Below are 20,100 nucleotides of genomic sequence, written 5' to 3'. Positions count from 1 at the left end.
ACATGGCAGAGGAATGGCTGATAGGTAAAAATCCAATTATAGAGGCCTTTAGATCAGGTCGATCAATCAACAAATTATTTATCGCTGAGCATTTAAATGCTAAGGCAACAGAAGAGATTCAGCGGCTTGCCAAAAAACATGGTGTTATAGTCAAACAAGTTCCCAAAAAGAAGTTAGATCAGCTTGTTGATGGCAAGCACCAAGGTCTGGTCGCTGCTGTTGCCGCCTATGACTATGCCAGAATTGATGATTTATTTGCTCGTGCTGAGCAAAAAGGTGAAGAACCCTTTTTTATTTTACTTGATGAGATTGAAGATCCGCATAACTTAGGGTCAATTTTAAGAACCGCTGATGCAGCAGGTGTTCATGGTGTGATTATTCCTAAGCACCGAGCAGTTGGGCTGACAAGTGTTGTTGCTAAAACATCAGCTGGTGCGATTGAATATGTCCCTGTTGCCCGCGTCACCAATATGGCACAAACGATTGAAGAACTGAAGTCACGCCATGTTTGGGTAGTTGGCACAGAGATGGAAGCGAGTCAAGATTATCGAAAATTAGATGGTGATATTGCTTTAGCACTTGTTATTGGCAACGAAGGAAAAGGAATGAGTCGACTTGTTCGTGAGAAATGTGATTGGACCATTCAGTTAGCGATGAGAGGACAGGTTTCCTCACTTAATGCATCCGTTGCAGCAAGTATACTGATGTATGAAGTCTTTCGGAAGCGCCATCCGCTGGGAGATTAAGGCGATGGATGTATTATTAGTTGATGGCTATAACATTATCGGTTACTGGGACGAGCTTAAAAGTTTGCGGGATACAGACCTTGATCAAGCTAGACAATTATTAATTGAGAAAATGGCTGAATATCAAGCTTACCGAGGTCATCGTGTCATTATCGTTTTTGATGCTTATGAAGTAAAAGGACTTGAAGCAAAGGAAAATCAATTTAATATCGAAGTTATTTATACTAAAGAAAAAGAAACCGCCGATCAATGTATTGAGCGATTAGTGAAAGAATTAAAAAATGTGAAAACAAAAGTATATGTAGCAACAAGTGATTATACCGAACAACGGACCATTTTCCAGCAAGGTGCTTATCGAAAGTCCGCTCGAGAATTGGCTATTGAGGTTGATCAAATAAAAAAAGAAATTTCTAATGATCTACGTACCTTTGAAAAACAAAAACAAGGACGTTCTCTAGTAATTAAACAAGAAATTTTAGAACAATTTGAAAAAATGAGACGTGGAAGAGGCTGAATGGTGCAGTTGACTAATGTGAAGCGCTTACTGTATAATATTGCTATTAAAAGATGTTCAAAAAGTCCAGTGTAAATCCGTTTCTTGGAAAGGAAGTTTACTTTTCTTGCGTGTCAGAAAAGGCCATTTAGAATTGTGCAAATTCAAACTTTCGATATCTAAATGTTTTGGGTGAGGCGAATAGTCATGTTGAGGATAAGCCGTGGAGCAGTCGGATTGCATAGATAGAAGTTTTGTTTATTCTAAATTTCGGAACATGGCGAACCTAATTGACGCGGTCCTTTTGAACATGTCATATTAAGTAGCTCGGGGGGAGTTTGGCTTGCAGAGACAACATCAAGGTGTGAACAATGGAATAATATGCTTTGAGCAGCTTGATGATAGTGAGGTTATCTCATTTATTCGTCAAGGAGACTGCCAAGCATTAGATTATTTGATCCAAAAATATCGTGGTTTCGTCCGAGTGAAAGCAAGTACCTACTTTCTTGTCGGGGCTGACCATGAAGATATTGTCCAGGAAGGTATGATAGGTTTATATAAAGCGATTCGAGATTATAAGGATAATCGGCGCTCATCATTTCGTGCCTTTGCTGAGCTCTGTGTCACAAGACAAATTATAACAGCGATCAAGACAGCGACAAGGCAAAAGCACATCCCGCTAAATTCTTATGTCTCGTTGGACAAACCCATTTTTGATGAGGAATCAGAGCGAACGTTACTAGATGTTTTAACTAATGTAGAAAAAATTGATGACCCAGAAGAATTGATTATTAATCGAGAAAGTCAAGGACAAGTTGAAGGAAAGCTCGTTAAATTATTAAGTCGATTTGAATGTGATGTTCTTTATCTTTATTTAGATGGTCGAACCTATCAAGAAATTTCAATAGAATTAAACCGTCATATTAAATCAATTGACAATGCTCTTCAACGAGTGAAGCGAAAATTAGAACGATATTTAGATATAGCGAGCATTAAGTTATGATTGAATAGATAAGTGACGTTGACACTGATAAACAAGCATGCTACATTATTTAGGTAAACTAGATTATTTATAGGATGATAAAAGATGAAGAAAAAAGTAGCCCTCGCATGCGAGGAGTGCTTAAGCCGAAATTATCACTCAGATAAAAGTATGGCAAACGCAGAGCGCCTAGAATTAAAGAAGTTTTGTAAAAGATGTAATAAACATACTTTACACCGAGAAACAAAGTAAATCATGCCATTATATTTTATTACAGATAAATTTTTAAAAGTTTGGAGGAACCACTTGTGAAAGTTGTGTCGTTTTTCAAAAATGTTTCGCGAGAAATGAAGAAAGTTTCCTGGCCGGGTAAGCAAGAGCTTTATCGTTATACGGTGACTGTTGTTGCTACAGTTGTTATAGTTGCTTTGTTTTTTACACTTGTAGATTTAGGCATTACTCAAATTTTGAATCTTTTTTTTGAATAGAACGGTAGATTTTGTGCTATAATGAAGTAAGAATGAATCGAGTTACTTTTGAGAACCCGTATTGACGGGTTTTTTAAATTGGAAAAACAGATGGTAAGGAGGTTTTGGAGAAATGGAGAAACAATGGTATGTTGTGCATACGTATTCGGGTTATGAAAACAAGGTAAAAACAAATCTAGAAAAAAGACTAGCATCTATGGGGATGGAAGACAAAATTTTTCGAATTTTAGTGCCAGAAGATGAAGAAACAGAAGTTAAAAATGGTAAGCGAAAAGTTTCTATGAAAAAAGTTTTCCCGGGATATGTTCTAGCCGAAATGATTATGACTGATGATTCATGGTATGTGGTTCGTAATACACCAGGTGTAACAGGGTTTGTTGGCTCAACAGGTTCAGGTTCAAAGCCAACACCCCTATTGCCGGAAGAAGCGGAGACAATCCTAAAACGTATGGGTATGAAAGAAGCTGTGGTTGATATTGATTTTGAAGAAGGCGAATCGATCGCAGTTACTGATGGGCCATTTAGTGATTTTACGGGATCTATTGAACAAATTGACCTGGATCGTCAGAAAGTAAAAGTACATGTGAATATATTTGGTCGTGAAACACCAGTAGAGCTTGACTTTTCACAGATTACAAAAGTCTAACGCTTAATTTAGAATAAATCACGAGAGGTCTTGCAATATTAGGTTGAACATGCTAAAATTTTAATGTTCTTTATGCCTCGAGTGTTAGATTGATTTTGATATAATATGAGTGGGAGGGTTAACCCCCTATGACCACATCACGGACTTAAGGAGGTGTGTCTCGTGGCTAAAAAAGTAATTAAAGTAGTAAAACTTCAAATCCCAGCAGGGAAAGCAAATCCGGCTCCGCCAGTTGGACCAGCATTAGGTCAAGCAGGTGTTAATATTATGGGTTTCTGTAAGGAATTCAACGCCCGTACGCAAGAACAAGCAGGTTTGATTATTCCGGTAGAAATTACGGTTTTTGAAGACCGTTCATTTACATTTATCACAAAAACTCCGCCGGCTGCTGTATTGCTTAAAAAAGCAGCGGGCATCGATACTGCATCAGGTGAACCAAATCGTAATAAGGTTGCAACAGTAAAACGTGACCAAGTAAGAGAGATTGCGGAAACAAAAATGCCTGATTTAAATGCAGCTGATGTTGAAGCAGCGATGCAGATGGTTGAAGGTACTGCGCGCAGTATGGGAATTACTATCGAAGATTAATTTTTTTATTGTTTGTTGAGGTGAAGGTTGCGCAGGTGGTGGAGTTGCCATTTCGCAACCTTTTTGTAGGAAGTTAGATTGAGGCATAGTCAACTTCCCTGCTTGTTAGAAGAACAATATCAAGTAGGATCCGTTTTATTAAGTGGGAGGTATAACCGCTAACACCACATTTTAGGAGGAAAAATAATGGCTAAAAAATCTAAAAAGCAACAAGAAGCTTTGAAATTAGTTGATCGTGCTAAATTGTACGACATTGAAGAAGCTCTTAAATTAGTAAAAGAAAATGCAACAGCTAAATTTGATGAAACAGTAGAAGCGGCTTTCCGTTTAGGTGTTGATCCTAAGAAAGCAGATCAACAAATTCGAGGAGCAATGGTTTTACCGCATGGTACAGGTAAAACACAAACGGTTCTAGTTTTTGCTAAAGGTGATAAAGCGAAAGAAGCTGAAGCAGCAGGTGCTGACTTTGTTGGTGACGAAGAATTAATCAATAAAATTAACCAAGGCTGGTTCGGTTTTGATGTCATTGTTGCAACGCCAGATATGATGGCTGAAGTAGGTAAGCTAGGCCGTGTCTTAGGACCGAAAGGCTTAATGCCGAACCCTAAGACAGGAACAGTGACGTTCGAAGTAGAAAAAGCAATTCAAGAAATTAAAGCCGGTAAGGTAGAATACCGCGTAGATAAGCAATCAAATATCCATGTCCCAATTGGAAAAGCTTCATTTGAGCTTAACCAATTAATTGAGAACTTTGAAGCGTTGACGAGCACGGTAATTAAAGCCAAGCCACAATCTTCGAAAGGAATCTACCTACGTAATGTATCGGTGACTTCTACAATGGGGCCTGGTATCAAGATTGATACAACTACCTTAGATGCAAAATAAATCTTGACTTTATTATAGGATATCGCTATAATAGCTAAGGTTAAAATAATAGTTATACCGTAGACAGCAGGGGCTCATTAAAGCTTAATAGCCTGCCGAGGTGTTGGATAAAGGCAATTCGAACTTTGAAAATTTTGCCTGAGTGTTCACACGTTCTCCCTTGCGTCTAATCTAGATGTGAGGGATTTTTTCATGAAATATAAAAAATAAGTCAGATCTTACGGTATGGTTGAACATTTAGTAGGAGGTGGAATCATGTCAAAACTTATGGAACAAAAGAAACAACTTGTATCTGAAATTGCGACAAAATTCCGTGACAGCCAATCAACGGTCTTAGTCGATTATCGTGGACTAGATGTAGCGGAAGTAACTGAATTACGTAAGCAACTACGTGAAGCGGGTATTGAATATAAAGTTTATAAAAACTCTATGGCCAGCCGTGCAGTTGCTGAAGTTGAACTTTCAGAGTTAGATGAAATACTAGTTGGTCCAACAGCAATTGCATTTAGTAATGATGACGTTGTTGCTCCAGCGAAGATTCTAAATAACTTTGCTAAAGAGCATAAGGATTTAGAGATAAAAGGTGGCGTTATCGAAGGTAGTGTTGCAACTCTTGATCAAATCAAAGAACTTGCAGATCTTCCAAACTACGAAGGACTACTTTCTATGTTGCTTAGTGTACTACAAGCTCCTGTTCGAAACTTTGCTTATGCTGCTAAAGCTATTGCAGAGCAACAAGAAGAACAAGAAGCTTAAATTGATCTGAGTTAGAAATGACAGAATAACTTAAACAATTATTAGGAGGAAATAAGAATGTCTAATGAACAAATTATCGAAGCGATTAAAGAAATGTCTGTTCTTGAATTAAATGATTTAGTCAAAGCAATTGAAGAAGAGTTTGGTGTAACAGCTGCAGCACCTGTTGCTGTTGCAGGTGGAGCTGCTGATGGTGCAGCTGAAGAAGAAAAAACAGAATTTGATGTTGTATTAACTGATGCAGGTTCTGCGAAAATCAAAGTTGTAAAAGCTGTACGTGAAATGACTGGTCTTGGTCTTAAAGATGCCAAAGACTTGGTTGATAAAGCACCAGGCGCAATTAAAGAAGGCGTAGCTAAAGAAGAAGCTGAAGAAATGAAAGCTAAACTTGAAGAAGCAGGCGCAGCTGTAGAATTGAAGTAATATTGAGTTAAATAAATGAAAGCTCGTCTAATCTTAGGCGAGCTTTCGTTTACACTAATAGAAAGTATAAGACTTTATAGATAGCCTTATAAGTGGAATTAAGGTTTCTGCCATAAGAATTAGTAATAGATCGATTTTTCCCAACCACAAATAGAAGTAGGTGCTGATTAAATGTCGGAGCAATACTTTACCCGTCATCCCCAAGCAAAAAGCAACCCCGAAACATGGACATTTGAGCTTCGCGGTCATGTTCTCACATTTACAAGTGATGTTGGTGTTTTTTCAAAGAATACAGTGGATTTTGGTTCGAGAGTATTAATTGATACCTTTATTCCTCCTGAAGTTGACGGGGCAATCGTTGATTTAGGTTGTGGTTATGGTCCGATTGGCTTATCAATAGCTAAAGATTATCCAGATCGTCAAGTTATAATGGGTGATGTCAATCAACGCGCTATCGACCTGACCGATAAAAATGCGAAACAAAATAAATTAGCTAATGTGACATGTTATTTAAGTGATCGATTTAATGATTTTCCAGATCAGCAATTTGCTGCTGTATTAGTTAATCCACCGATTCGTGCGGGGAAAGAATTGGTGCATCAAATATTTGAGGATGCCCATCAATATCTAACTAAAGAAGGCGAATTGTGGGTTGTTATTCAGAAGAAGCAAGGTGCGCCTTCTGCCATTAAGAAAATGAAAGCTCTATTTCAAGAAGTTGAAACAGTTAAAAGAAGTAAAGGTTATTTTATTATTAGAGCTAAGAAAATGTAAACTTAATATTTGACTCAATTAAATGGTTGTGGTAATATAGAAAAATGCCAATGGCACGTTTTTTTGTCAAGTGTCATTTTAAGAAATAAGTATATTTTTATTAATGAATGGACAAGATGGTTAGGACGAAGAAGAGGATTAAGGCTGATTTTAGTAAGAAGTCAAGTGGAGATCCTTTTTTAATAATGTTTACTAATCATTATTGTCGTTCGGAAAAATGTTTATTTTATCTGTTTTTAATCCAGATGGAATGGTAAGAACTTATTTTTCTAACTGTAAGTTCTTTGTTCGACAACAATTGAACAATTAATACTGCTTAAATTATACCTTCTCTATCCAATAAGTCAATAGTTGAGCTGAAATATTGGTTAGATAAGGTATAGTACGCTTAGTCCAATGTATATTGTTCAAGCTTTTTGTTTTTAATTGTTTTGGAAAGACTGGAATTTTAGCTGAGATAAGGATTTGATGCAGCTGAAATTTTTTACGTCTAAAGTATAAGAAAACTAACGCATTGGCTAAAAAATTAGCAAATGTGAGTTTTTCTAATCTTGATTTGAGGGGTGAAGCAGTTGACAGGTCAACTAGTTCAGTATGGACGACACCGCCAGCGCAGAAGCTATGCACGTATAAACGAGGTGCTTGAGTTACCAAATTTAATTGAGATTCAAACGGCTTCTTATCAATGGTTTCTAGAAGAAGGTATGCGGGAAATGTTTAAAGATATTTCTCCGATCGAAGATTTTCAAGGGAATCTATCGCTTGAATTTGTCGATTATAGCCTAGGAGAGCCAAAGTATTCAGTCGATGAATCCAAGGAAAGAGATGTGACGTATAATGCGCCGCTACGTGTGAAAGTCCGCTTATTAAATAATGAAACTGGTGAAGTGAAAGAGCAAGAAGTGTTTATGGGTGATTTTCCACTAATGACAGACACGGGAACCTTTATTATCAATGGAGCAGAACGTGTTATTGTTTCACAATTAGTCCGTTCACCAGGTGTTTATTTCAGTGAAAAAATGGATAAAAACGGGAAAATGGGATACACCGCTACAGTTATCCCAAATAGAGGGGCATGGTTGGAGTTTGAAACAGATGCAAAAGATGTGGTGCATGTTCGAATTGACCGAACTAGAAAACTACCAATCACAGTCCTGTTGCGAGCGTTAGGCTTTAGTACAGATCAAGAAATGATTGATTTGATTGGTGATAATGAGTATTTACAGAATACTTTAGAAAAAGATAATACAGAGACAAGTGAAAAAGCATTACTTGAAATTTATGAACGTTTAAGACCGGGAGAACCCCCTACTATTGAAAATGCAAAAAGCTTAATGATTTCTCGCTTTTTCGATCCGAAACGCTATGATTTAGCGCATGTAGGACGTTATAAGATGAATAAAAAGCTGCATATTAAAAACCGTTTGTTCAATCAAATACTAGCAGAAACTTTAGTAGACCACGAAACTGGAGAAGTTCTCGCAGAAAAAGGGACCAAATTAGACCGTCGTGTGCTCAATAAATTATTACCTTATATAGATAAAGAAGATAATCGCCTTGGAGAGTATACCGTTGAGCCAAGTGAAGGTGTCTTAGAAGAATCAATTGATTTACAGTCTATTAAAATTATTGACCCAACTGATCCAGAAGGGGAACGGACACTAAACATCATTGATAATGGTGTCGTTGATTCTTCAATAAAAAACATTGCACCTGCTGATATCCTAGCGTCAATCAACTATTTCTTCAACATTTTACATCAAGTTGGGAATACAGATGATATTGATCACTTAGGTAATCGTCGTTTGCGTTCGGTGGGTGAGCTTTTACAGAATCAATTCCGAATTGGTTTATCTCGTATGGAACGAGTTGTTCGTGAACGGATGTCAATTCAAGATACATCTACCATTACGCCACAACAACTGATTAATATTCGCCCTGTGATTGCATCCATTAAGGAATTCTTTGGTAGTTCACAGCTTTCTCAATTTATGGATCAGACGAATCCATTAGCAGAATTAACGCATAAAAGACGATTATCAGCACTAGGACCAGGCGGCTTGACGAGAGAACGTGCAGGCTTTGAAGTTCGAGATGTGCATTACTCGCACTATGGTCGGATGTGTCCAATCGAAACACCAGAAGGTCCAAACATTGGATTAATTAACTCATTATCGTCTTATGCAAAGGTAAATAAGTTTGGTTTTATTGAAACACCGTATCGTCGTGTTGATCATGAAACTGGCAAAGTAACTGATCATTATGATTATTTAACAGCAGATGAGGAAGATAACTTTGTTGTCGCACAAGCAAATGCCCAACTTACAGAAGATGGAGCTTTTGTGAATGAAGAAGTCATTGCTCGCTTCCGTGGAGAGAATACAACTGTTAGCCGTGAACGTATTGATTATATGGACGTATCACCAAAGCAGGTTGTATCAACAGCTACAGCTTGTATTCCTTTCTTAGAAAATGATGACTCGAACCGTGCGCTAATGGGTGCTAACATGCAACGTCAAGCTGTTCCATTAATGCAACCTAGAGCACCGATTGTTGGAACAGGGATGGAATACGTTTCAGGTAAGGATTCTGGTGCGGCAATTATTTGCCGTCACGATGGAATTGTAGAGCATGTCGAGGCAAAAACTATTCATATTAGACGGATTGCTGAGGTAGATGGTAGAGAAGTTCAAGGTGATGTTGATCGTTATAAACTACAAAAGTTTATCCGTTCTAACCAAGGAACTTGCTATAATCAACGCCCAATCGTTAAAGCAGGAGAACGTGTAGTAAAAGGTGAACTTCTTGCAGATGGTCCTTCAATGGAAGAAGGAGAATTGGCTCTCGGACAGAACGTCTTGGTTGGTTTTATGACTTGGGAAGGCTATAACTATGAAGATGCTATTATCATGAGTGAGCGATTAGTTAAAGATGATGTGTATACTTCTATTCATATTGAAGAATACGAATCTGATGCTCGTGATACGAAGCTCGGGCCGGAAGAAATTACTCGTGATATTCCTAACGTAGGTGAAGATGCTCTTCGCGATCTAGATGAGCGGGGGATTATCCGAGTCGGTGCGGAAGTTGAAGATGGTGATTTACTTGTTGGTAAGGTAACACCTAAAGGTGTCACTGAACTTTCAGCAGAAGAACGATTATTGCATGCTATTTTTGGAGAAAAAGCTCGTGAAGTTAGAGACACTTCATTACGTGTACCTCACGGAGCGGGTGGGATCGTCTTAGATGTTAAGATCTTCAATCGAGAAGATGGCGATGAATTACCACCAGGAGTTAATCAGCTTGTACGTGTTTATATTGTTCAGAAGCGTAAAATTCATGAGGGAGATAAAATGGCTGGTCGCCACGGTAATAAAGGTGTTATTTCAAAAATATTACCAGAAGAAGATATGCCATTCTTACCTGATGGAACACCAATTGATATTATGCTTAATCCTTTAGGGGTTCCGTCACGAATGAACATTGGCCAAGTGCTTGAATTACATTTAGGCATGGCGGCAAAACAATTAGGTATCCATGTTGCTTCACCAGTATTTGATGGCGCAAGTGAAGAGGATGTGTGGGAAACGATAGAAGAGGCAGGTATGTCTCGAGACGCTAAGACCATCCTTTATGACGGCCGTACAGGAGAAGCCTTTGATAACCGTGTTTCTGTTGGAATTATGTATATGATTAAACTAGCTCACATGGTTGATGACAAATTACATGCTCGTTCAACAGGACCTTATTCACTAGTTACTCAACAGCCACTAGGCGGTAAAGCACAATTTGGAGGACAACGCTTTGGTGAGATGGAGGTATGGGCACTTGAAGCCTATGGTGCTGCCTACACATTGCAAGAAATCCTAACCGTTAAATCAGATGATGTGGTCGGGCGTGTTAAGACTTATGAATCGATTGTTAAAGGAGACAATGTTCCTGAAGCAGGAATTCCTGAATCCTTTAAAGTATTGATTAAAGAATTACAAAGTTTAGGTATGGATGTCAAGATGCTCTCGGCTGATGAAGAAGAGATTGAGCTTCGTGACATTGAAGAAGATGATAAATTATCAACTGAACAGTTTAATTTAGAAGTCCAAGAGAAGTAACAGCTTTATGGATTAATTTTAAAGGTCATAAGAGGTTGGGAGGTCGATGATTTCCCTGCCCCTGGTGATCTATCACATACTAAAAGGGAGGTAGACCCCTTGCTAGATGTAAATAATTTCGAGTTTATGAAAATAGGTTTGGCATCACCAGACAAAATTCGATCATGGTCACATGGGGAAGTAAAAAAACCAGAAACAATTAACTATCGGACATTGAAACCAGAGAAAGATGGTCTATTCTGTGAAAGGATTTTTGGACCACAGAAGGACTGGGAGTGTCATTGCGGGAAGTACAAACGCGTTCGTTATAAGGGGGTTGTTTGTGATCGATGTGGTGTTGAAGTAACGAAATCAAAAGTGCGTCGTGAACGAATGGGACACATTGAATTAGCTGCACCTGTATCACATATCTGGTATTTCAAAGGTATTCCAAGTCGTATGGGTCTCCTTTTAGATATGTCTCCACGTGCTCTAGAAGAGGTTATTTACTTCGCTGCTTACATTGTAACAGATGCAGGAAGTACACCACTTGAGAAAAAACAACTTTTATCTGAAAGAGAATTTCGTACTCATCGCGAAAAATATGGGCAAAGTTTTCAGGCGGAGATGGGTGCTGAAGCCATTAAGAAAATTCTCCAAGATATTGATCTTGATAAAGAATCAAATATTTTACGTGAAGAATTAAAAAATGTTCAAGGTCAACGACGTACCCGTGCGATTAAACGACTTGAAGTCATTGAAGCCTTCAGAAATTCCGGGAATGATCCATCATGGATTATTTTGGATGTTCTGCCGATTATTCCTCCAGAGTTACGTCCAATGGTTCAATTGGATGGGGGACGTTTTGCGACATCTGACTTAAATGATCTTTATCGTCGTGTTATTAACCGTAACAATCGGTTGAAGCGTTTATTAGATCTTGGAGCACCAAGCATTATTGTTCAGAATGAAAAGCGTATGCTTCAGGAAGCTGTTGATGCGCTAATTGATAATGGTCGTCGTGGTCGTCCAGTAACCGGACCAGGCAACCGCCCATTAAAATCACTTTCACATATGCTTAAAGGGAAGCAAGGGCGTTTCCGTCAAAACTTATTAGGTAAACGTGTCGATTATTCAGGTCGTTCAGTTATTGTTGTAGGGCCTAACTTGAAGATGTATCAATGTGGTTTACCGAAGGAAATGGCTGTAGAATTATTTAAGCCTTTCATTATGAAGAAACTTGTTGAGCGTGGTTTAGCCCATAATATTAAGTCAGCCAAGCGTAAAATTGAACGTTTGCATGCTGAAGTCTGGGAAGTGCTTGAAGATGTTATTAAAGAGCATCCTGTTCTATTGAACCGAGCTCCAACATTACACCGTTTAGGTATCCAAGCGTTCGAGCCAACTTTAGTTGAGGGAAGAGCAATTCGCTTACACCCCCTAGTGTGTACGGCATATAACGCTGACTTCGATGGTGACCAAATGGCTGTTCACGTACCGTTATCAGCTGAAGCACAAGCAGAAGCAAGAATTTTAATGCTAGCTGCACAAAATATTTTGAACCCTAAGGATGGAAAACCAGTTGTTACCCCGTCACAGGATATGGTTTTAGGTAACTATTATTTAACGATGGAACGAGAGGGAGCCATTGGTGAAGGTATGGTGTTTAAAGACTTAAATGAAGCTTTAATGGCCTACCAAAGTGGTTATGTTCATTTACACACACGTGTAGCTGTTCAAGCTTCTTCGTTAGAGAAAGGTAATTTCACTGAAGAACAACAAAGCCAGTTGTTGCTGACGACAGTAGGAAAGTTGATTTTCAATGATATTTTACCACCATCATTCCCATATATGAATGAGCCAACTCATACAAATTTAGAGGTAGAAACCCCTGCTAAATATTTTGTGGCTAAAGGAACGGATATCAAGGAAGAGCTTGCTAAGCGTGACTTGATCCCACCTTTCAAAAAAGGTATTCTAGGCGATATCATCGCAGAAGTCTTTAAGAAGTTCAAAATCAGTGAAACATCTAAAATGCTTGACCGTATGAAAAATCTAGGTTTCAATTATTCAACTAGAGCAGGGATCACGGTTGGTGTAGATGACATTGTTGTCTTAGCTGAAAAAGAAGAAATTCTTGAAGCGGCTCAAGACAGGGTAGAAAAGGTAATGAAACAATTCCGCCGTGGTTTGATCACAGAAGAAGAACGCTATGAACGCGTGATTTCAATCTGGTCTAAAGCTAAAGATGATATTCAAGATCGATTAATGGAATCATTAAGTCATCGAAACCCAATCTATATGATGAGTGATTCAGGAGCTCGTGGTAATGCTTCCAACTTCACTCAGCTTGCGGGTATGCGTGGTTTGATGGCGAACCCGGCTGGTCGAATCATTGAATTACCGATTAAATCAAGTTTCCGTGAAGGTTTAACGGTCCTTGAGTATTTCATTTCAACACATGGTGCTCGTAAAGGTCTTGCGGATACAGCGTTGAAAACGGCAGACTCAGGTTATTTAACAAGACGTCTTGTTGACGTTGCTCAAGATGTGATTATTCGTGAAGATGATTGTCATACAGATAAAGGGTTGACTGTTCATGCCATTACTGAAGGTTCGGAAATGATAGAACCGTTATATGACCGTCTGGTTGGTCGAACTGCTTTTCAAACGGTACGTCATCCAGAAACTAATGCTGTCATTGTTGAGAAAAATGCCTTTATTAATGAAGATATCGCTAAGGAAATTGTTGATGCGGGTGTTGAAGCTGTAACGATCCGAACTGTCTTTACATGTAATACAAAGCATGGCGCATGTAAAAAGTGCTATGGACGTAACTTAGCAACTGGTGAACAAGTAGAGGTTGGCGAGGCAGTAGGTATTATTGCTGCCCAGTCTATTGGAGAGCCGGGTACGCAGTTAACGATGAGAACATTCCATACAGGTGGAGTAGCCGGAAGCGATATTACTCAAGGTTTACCACGTATTCAAGAAATCTTTGAAGCGCGTAACCCTAAAGGTCAAGCTGTCATTAGTGAAGTAGATGGCATCGTCCAAGATATTAGTGAAGTAAAAGAAAAACAAGAAATTATTGTTCAGGGTGAAATAGAGACACGGACGTATCCAGTACCTTATGGCTCGCGAGTAAGTGTATCTGTTGGAGACAAAGTTATTGCTGGAGAACCTTTAACAGAAGGATCAATTGATCCAAAAGAGTTACTCAAATTCCAAGGTGTTGATGGTGTCCAAACATACTTGCTAAAAGAAGTGCAAAAGGTTTATCGGATGCAAGGTGTAGAAATCGGCGATAAACACGTTGAAGTTATGGTAAGACAAATGCTGAGAAAAGTGACCATTGCTGATTCTGGCGAAACCGATCTGTTACCAGGTTCATTATTAGAAATTCACCAATTCAGAGATGTAAACAAAAAAGTACTAGAAGTTGGTAAAGAGCCTGCTGTGGGTCGTCCAATACTGCTTGGAATTACCAAGGCATCACTAGAAACAGACTCATTCTTGTCCGCTGCATCGTTCCAAGAAACAACTCGCGTCTTAACTGATGCTGCTATTAAAGGTAAGCGAGATGAATTGTTAGGACTTAAAGAAAATGTTATCCTCGGTAAGCTTGTTCCAGCCGGTACAGGTATGCCACGATATAGAAAAGTGGGTATGCAGACAGAGTTGCCGGTTGAGAATGTCGTAGCAGAAGAAGAACTTGAAAATAGAGAGAGCGAAGAGAATGAATCGACTGTATAAATAACAGTCAAATAATCAATACTCGTGGCACTAAAATATCGTACCACTCGATCTAAAAAAATGTCTGTACTTAATTAATTTTAAGTTGACATTGATTAGCTAGGGTGGTACTATATTCAAGGTGCTTCTGTTACCATGATACTTTGGAGGATATGAAGATGTCTTATGAAAAAGTAACACAAGCAAAAGATCGTTTAATGATAGGTATTAAACAAGCGACAAAAGCCATGAAATCTGGAGAAGTCAGTCAAATTGTTGTTGCAACAGATATTGACGCTGATCTGAAGGCGAAAATTTTTCACCTAGCAGAAAAAATGAATATTCCATATGAATTGGTAGAATCTAAGAAACGACTCGGTAAAGCTTGTGGGATTGAGGTTGGAACAGCAGTAGTAGCGATAAAGCAGTGAAGTTTTGATGAATTAAATTTGTTTGATTCATGAAGGCTTTGTTTTTTGCTTATAAAATGAACCGCCTGGATGTGTGGTATTACAATTGTGAAAGAAAGGAGGAGGAAATCAATGCCTACAATTAATCAACTTGTTCGTAAAGGCCGTGTCACTAAGACTAAAGGGTCTGACTCACCTGCTTTAGGTAAAGGCTATAACAGTTTTAAGAAAACAACAACTGACACAGCTTCTCCACAAAAACGTGGTGTTTGTACACGTGTTGGAACATTGACTCCTAAGAAACCGAACTCAGCATTGCGTAAATATGCTCGTGTTCGTTTAACAAATGGAATTGAGGTTACAGCTTATATCCCTGGGATCGGACACAACCTTCAAGAGCACAGTGTTGTTCTTATTCGTGGAGGCCGTGTGAAAGACTTACCAGGTGTGCGTTATCACATTGTACGTGGTGCACTAGATACAGCTGGAGTAGAAGGACGTATGCAAGGTCGTTCTAAATATGGAGCGAAACGCCCGAAAAAATAGAAAATTTTGATTGAAATTGAGGAAAGGAGGTTAGACTATGCCACGTAAAGGTCCAGTAACTAAACGTGATGTCTTACCAGATCCGTTATATAATTCTAAGCTTGTCACTCGACTAATTAACCAAATCATGGTTGATGGTAAAAGAGGAAAAGCGCAGAAAATTCTTTATCGTGCATTCGAACTTGTTCAAGAACGCAGTGGTCAGCCAGCTATTGACGTATTTGAACAAGCGATGAAAAATGTTATGCCTGTATTGGAGGTACGCGCTCGTCGTGTTGGAGGTTCAAACTACCAAGTACCGATGGAAGTGCGTCCAGAACGTCGCCAAGCTTTAGGACTTCGTTATATTGTGAATTACTCTCGTCTAAGAGGGGAAAAAACAATGGAAGAACGTCTTGCGAACGAAATCTTGGATGCATCTAATAATACAGGAGCATCTGTTAAGAAACGCGAAGATTTACACAAGATGGCAGAGGCGAACAAAGCGTTTGCTCATTATCGCTGGTAATCTAGTTAGAACTTGATTATTCACTTTAACGGACAAACTGACTGTGTTTGTTTTCACATTAGGAAAGTATAAAATTTCAGTTGTGGAGTTATTTTACAACGCAAAATTTTAAAAACCTTAATATAAGAAAAACTAACACTTTCGCTGAAAGAATAAGTAAAAGTGAGTTTTTCTAATCACTGCCTAAACATACTAGAAAACTGACTAAGTGAAAAGGAAGGAGAAAAAATTATGGCTAGAGAGTTCTCCTTGGAGAAAACCCGTAATATCGGTATCATGGCTCATATTGATGCTGGTAAAACGACAACGACTGAGCGTATATTATTTTATACTGGTAAAATCCATAAAATTGGTGAGACACATGAAGGTGCATCACAAATGGACTGGATGGAACAAGAGCAAGAACGCGGAATCACCATTACTTCTGCTGCTACAACAGCTCAGTGGAAAGGTCATAGAGTTAACATCATTGATACACCGGGACACGTTGATTTTACTGTTGAAGTGGAACGTTCATTACGTGTGTTAGATGGTGCGGTTACGGTATTAGATGCGCAATCTGGTGTAGAGCCACAAACAGAAATGGTATGGCGTCAAGCAACCACTTACGGTGTACCGCGTATTGTTTTTATCAATAAAATGGATAAAACAGGTGCTGATTTTCTATACTCTGTAGGAACACTAAACGAACGTTTAGGAGCAAACGCTCATCCTGTTCAATATCCAATTGGTGCCGAAGATCAATTTGAAGGTATTATTGATCTAATCGAGATGGAGGCCTTCTATTATGAAGATGATCTCGGGACGGTTACCGAAGCTAAAGAAGTCCCTGCTGAATTAAAAGATAAAGCAGAAGAATTACGGACAAATCTTATCGAAGCTGTTGCAGAATTAGATGAAGATTTAATGATGCGTTATTTGGAAGGCGAAGAGATTTCAAAGGATGAACTTCGTAAAGCTGTTCGTGCAGCGACATTAAGTGTTGAATTCTACCCAGTATTTTGTGGTTCAGCATTTAAAAACAAAGGTGTACAACTTTTAATTGATGGAGTTGTAGACTATCTACCTGCACCGATTGATATTCCACCAATTGAAGGTATTCTTCCAGATACAGATGAGGAAGTTGTTCGTAAAGCAGATGATAATGAACCTTTTTCTGCTCTTGCTTTTAAAGTGGCAACAGACCCATTTGTTGGTAAGTTAACTTTCTTCCGTGTATATTCAGGTACCTTAAAAGCTGGATCATATGTACAAAATCCAACAAAAGGGAAGCGTGAACGAGTAGGACGTATTCTACAAATGCATGCGAACTCACGTCAAGAAATTAGTGAAGTATACGCTGGAGATATTGCAGGTGCAGTAGGTTTGAAAGACACTGCAACAGGGGATACTTTATGTGATGAAAAGAATCTCGTTATTCTTGAGTCCATGGATTTCCCAGAGCCGGTTATCTCGGTAGCGATTGAGCCAAAATCAAAAGCTGACCAAGATAAAATGTCTATCGCCTTAGGTAAACTAGCAGAGGAAGACCCAACATTTAAAACAGAAACAAATGTTGAAACCGGTCAAACCATTATTTCTGGTATGGGTGAACTCCATCTAGACATTATTGTCGATCGTTTGAAACGTGAGTTTAAAGTTGATGCTAATATTGGTGCTCCGCAGGTTTCATATCGTGAAACTTTCCGTGCTTCGGCTGAAATCGAAGGTAAATTTGTTCGACAATCAGGTGGTCGTGGACAATATGGACACGTATGGATTAAATTCGAGCCAAATGAAGAAGGAGCAGGTTTCGAGTTCGTTAATAAAATCGTTGGTGGTGTTGTTCCTCGTGAATACATTCCTTCTGTAGAAGCTGGAATTAAAGAATCTATGGAAAATGGAATTATTGCAGGCTATCCATTAATTGACGTTAAAGCAACCTTGTATGATGGTAGTTACCATGATGTTGACTCGAACGAAACAGCATTTAAAGTAGCTGCTTCTATGGCGCTGAGAAATGCGAAAAGCAAATGTAACCCTGTATTACTCGAGCCAATGATGAAAGTAGAAGTTGTCATTCCTGAAGAATATATGGGAGATATTATGGGTGACATCACTTCACGCCGTGGCCGTGTTGACGGTATGGATACACGCGGGAATGCACAAGTTGTTAATGCATTTGTTCCACTAGCAGAAATGTTTGGTTATGCAACATCACTGCGTTCGAATACCCAAGGACGTGGTACTTATACAATGTTCTTCGACCATTATGAAGAAGTACCAAAAAGTATTTCTGAAGAAATTATTAAGAAAAACGTTGGAGAATAATTGATTTTTTTCAAGAATTAAAGTATAACTTGTATTGAAAGCTTGGCTGCTACTAAGTATAATAGTAGCTGAGTGAACATACATGTCATAAAAATAACTTTTATTTATTTAAAGGAGGAACTATAAATGGCTAAAGAAAAATTCGACCGCTCAAAAAGTCACGTGAACATTGGAACAATTGGACACGTTGACCATGGTAAAACAACTTTAACTGCTGCAATCACTACTGTAATGGCAAAAAGAAACGGTGAAGGCTCTGCAATGGCTTATGATCAAATCGATGGTGCGCCAGAAGAGAAAGAACGTGGAATTACTATCGCAACTTCTCACGTAGAGTATGAAACAGAAACTCGTCACTATGCACACGTAGATTGCCCAGGACACGCTGACTATGTTAAGAATATGATCACAGGTGCTGCACAGATGGATGGAGCGATCCTCGTAGTATCTGCTGCTGATGGTCCAATGCCACAAACTCGTGAGCACATTCTACTATCTCGTAACGTTGGGGTACCTTCTATCGTAGTATTCCTTAACAAAGCGGATATGGTAGATGATGAAGAACTTCTTGAATTAGTAGAGATGGAAGTTCGTGATCTATTATCAGAATACGATTTCCCTGGTGATGATGTACCAGTTATCACAGGTTCAGCTCTTAAAGCATTAGAAGGCGATGCTGAGTATGAAGAAAAAATCGTTGAACTTATGGCTGCTGTTGACGAATACGTTCCTACACCAGAACGTGACACTGACAAACCATTTATGATGCCAGTTGAAGATGTATTCTCAATCACTGGTCGTGGTACTGTTGCAACTGGACGTGTTGAACGTGGAGAAGTTCGAGTTGGAGATGAAGTTGAAATCATCGGACTTGCAGAAGCTTCAAGCAAAACAACTGTTACAGGAGTTGAAATGTTCCGTAAGCTTCTTGACTATGCTGAAGCTGGTGACAACATTGGTGCGTTATTGCGTGGGGTTGCTCGTGAAGATATCAACCGTGGGCAAGTTCTTGCAAAGCCTGCAACAATTACACCACACACAAATTTTAAAGCAGAAGTTTATGTTTTATCAAAAGAAGAAGGTGGACGTCATACGCCATTCTTTGATAACTACCGTCCACAGTTTTACTTCCGTACAACGGATGTAACTGGTATCGTTAATCTTCCAGAAGGCGTTGAAATGGTAATGCCTGGTGATAACGTAGAAATGACTGTAGAATTAATTTCACCAATCGCTATTGAAGAAGGAACTCGCTTCTCAATCCGTGAAGGTGGACGTACAGTAGGTTCAGGTGTTGTATCTTCTATTATAAAATAGAGCTAATTTAAAAGAGCAACGAATTTAATCGTTGCTCTTTTTTTAACGTTACATAAGTGTTAGGGTTTGGTCCCTAAAGTAAGCAAAGCACTTATTTTCACATTGTGAATAACTTGTAATTTTCCTTAGTTTGACTAATTGTCGTACTTAAAATACTTGTACAAACGCTGAAGGCAATACATTCGTGCGGAAGTAAACTGACGACAGGTTTGTTTTTCAGAGAACGATTGATTATTGCAAGCAGATCAATTCAGTCATAGGCATATTTTTGTAATTATAGAATTTTAGTTGACTAAGTTCATTGGATAGAGTTGTATTCATAAAAGGTGATACCCCCTCTAAATATAATGACTTAAATCAGTTATTTAAAAGAAAAAGCAATCATTCTATATTTATAAAGAAAAT

At 38.7% G+C, this 20,100-nt stretch carries 18 protein-coding genes and 1 other annotated feature; all 18 genes read left to right on the top strand.

What is annotated here, in order from left to right:
- Positions 1–2: 2 nt before the first annotated feature.
- The 18 genes from rlmB (at position 3) to tuf (ending at position 19,695) form a co-directional block, all read left to right on the top strand.
- Positions 3–746, top strand: a complete 744-nt coding sequence (rlmB, locus tag ACS127_RS04390) for a 23S rRNA (guanosine(2251)-2'-O)-methyltransferase RlmB (RefSeq protein WP_440897213.1) — start codon at positions 3–5, stop codon at positions 744–746.
- Between the two features lie 4 nt (positions 747–750).
- Entirely contained in the window at positions 751–1,260 is a 510-nt protein-coding gene (locus ACS127_RS04385) for an NYN domain-containing protein (protein WP_440897212.1), read from the top strand.
- Positions 1,261–1,582: 322 nt separating this feature from the next.
- Positions 1,583–2,242, top strand: a complete 660-nt coding sequence (sigH, locus tag ACS127_RS04380) for an RNA polymerase sporulation sigma factor SigH (RefSeq protein ID WP_440897211.1) — start codon at positions 1,583–1,585, stop codon at positions 2,240–2,242.
- Between the two features lie 84 nt (positions 2,243–2,326).
- Positions 2,327–2,473, top strand: coding sequence for a 50S ribosomal protein L33 (rpmG, locus tag ACS127_RS04375; RefSeq protein ID WP_440897210.1), 147 nt, complete (start codon positions 2,327–2,329; stop codon positions 2,471–2,473).
- Positions 2,474–2,529: 56 nt separating this feature from the next.
- Entirely contained in the window at positions 2,530–2,709 is a 180-nt protein-coding gene (gene secE, locus ACS127_RS04370; protein WP_440897209.1) for a preprotein translocase subunit SecE, read from the top strand.
- A 112-nt stretch (positions 2,710–2,821) separates the two neighbouring features.
- Complete coding sequence (nusG, locus tag ACS127_RS04365) at positions 2,822–3,355, top strand: transcription termination/antitermination protein NusG (protein WP_440897208.1); 534 nt, start codon at positions 2,822–2,824, stop codon at positions 3,353–3,355.
- 162 nt (positions 3,356–3,517) lie between these two features.
- On the top strand, positions 3,518–3,943 hold the full coding sequence (gene rplK / locus ACS127_RS04360; protein ID WP_440897207.1) for a 50S ribosomal protein L11: 426 nt from the start codon (positions 3,518–3,520) through the stop codon (positions 3,941–3,943).
- Positions 3,944–4,129: 186 nt separating this feature from the next.
- Entirely contained in the window at positions 4,130–4,828 is a 699-nt protein-coding gene (gene rplA, locus ACS127_RS04355) for a 50S ribosomal protein L1 (RefSeq protein ID WP_440897206.1), read from the top strand.
- A gap of 39 nt (positions 4,829–4,867) precedes the next feature.
- Positions 4,868–5,028 (top strand) — a sequence feature (ribosomal protein L10 leader region).
- 55 nt (positions 5,029–5,083) lie between these two features.
- Positions 5,084–5,584: a 50S ribosomal protein L10 gene (gene rplJ / locus ACS127_RS04350; protein WP_440897205.1), complete on the top strand. Its 501-nt coding sequence runs from the start codon at positions 5,084–5,086 to the stop codon at positions 5,582–5,584.
- Positions 5,585–5,641: 57 nt separating this feature from the next.
- Positions 5,642–6,007, top strand: a complete 366-nt coding sequence (gene rplL / locus ACS127_RS04345; protein ID WP_440897204.1) for a 50S ribosomal protein L7/L12 — start codon at positions 5,642–5,644, stop codon at positions 6,005–6,007.
- A gap of 171 nt (positions 6,008–6,178) precedes the next feature.
- Entirely contained in the window at positions 6,179–6,781 is a 603-nt protein-coding gene (locus ACS127_RS04340; RefSeq protein ID WP_440897203.1) for a class I SAM-dependent methyltransferase, read from the top strand.
- 572 nt (positions 6,782–7,353) lie between these two features.
- Positions 7,354–10,890: a DNA-directed RNA polymerase subunit beta gene (gene rpoB, locus ACS127_RS04335; RefSeq protein WP_440897202.1), complete on the top strand. Its 3,537-nt coding sequence runs from the start codon at positions 7,354–7,356 to the stop codon at positions 10,888–10,890.
- A 99-nt stretch (positions 10,891–10,989) separates the two neighbouring features.
- Positions 10,990–14,625, top strand: a complete 3,636-nt coding sequence (gene rpoC / locus ACS127_RS04330) for a DNA-directed RNA polymerase subunit beta' (protein WP_440897201.1) — start codon at positions 10,990–10,992, stop codon at positions 14,623–14,625.
- Between the two features lie 158 nt (positions 14,626–14,783).
- Positions 14,784–15,035: a ribosomal L7Ae/L30e/S12e/Gadd45 family protein gene (locus tag ACS127_RS04325; RefSeq protein ID WP_440897200.1), complete on the top strand. Its 252-nt coding sequence runs from the start codon at positions 14,784–14,786 to the stop codon at positions 15,033–15,035.
- Positions 15,036–15,146: 111 nt separating this feature from the next.
- Positions 15,147–15,560, top strand: coding sequence for a 30S ribosomal protein S12 (gene rpsL, locus ACS127_RS04320; protein ID WP_440897199.1), 414 nt, complete (start codon positions 15,147–15,149; stop codon positions 15,558–15,560).
- Between the two features lie 37 nt (positions 15,561–15,597).
- The gene (gene rpsG, locus ACS127_RS04315) at positions 15,598–16,068 is read left to right on the top strand and encodes a 30S ribosomal protein S7 (RefSeq protein ID WP_440897198.1); all 471 of its coding nucleotides are present in this window, start codon (positions 15,598–15,600) and stop codon (positions 16,066–16,068) included.
- A 231-nt stretch (positions 16,069–16,299) separates the two neighbouring features.
- A complete protein-coding gene (fusA, locus tag ACS127_RS04310) occupies positions 16,300–18,378 on the top strand; it encodes an elongation factor G (protein ID WP_440897197.1) in 2,079 nt (692 codons plus the stop codon).
- A gap of 126 nt (positions 18,379–18,504) precedes the next feature.
- Entirely contained in the window at positions 18,505–19,695 is a 1,191-nt protein-coding gene (tuf, locus tag ACS127_RS04305; RefSeq protein WP_440897196.1) for an elongation factor Tu, read from the top strand.
- The last annotated feature ends 405 nt before the right edge of the window (positions 19,696–20,100 follow it).

Source organism: Amphibacillus sp. Q70, from assembly GCF_052055485.1.
GTDB lineage: Bacteria > Bacillota > Bacilli > Bacillales > Amphibacillaceae > Amphibacillus.
This window is presented reverse-complemented; position numbering and strand designations above follow the sequence as displayed.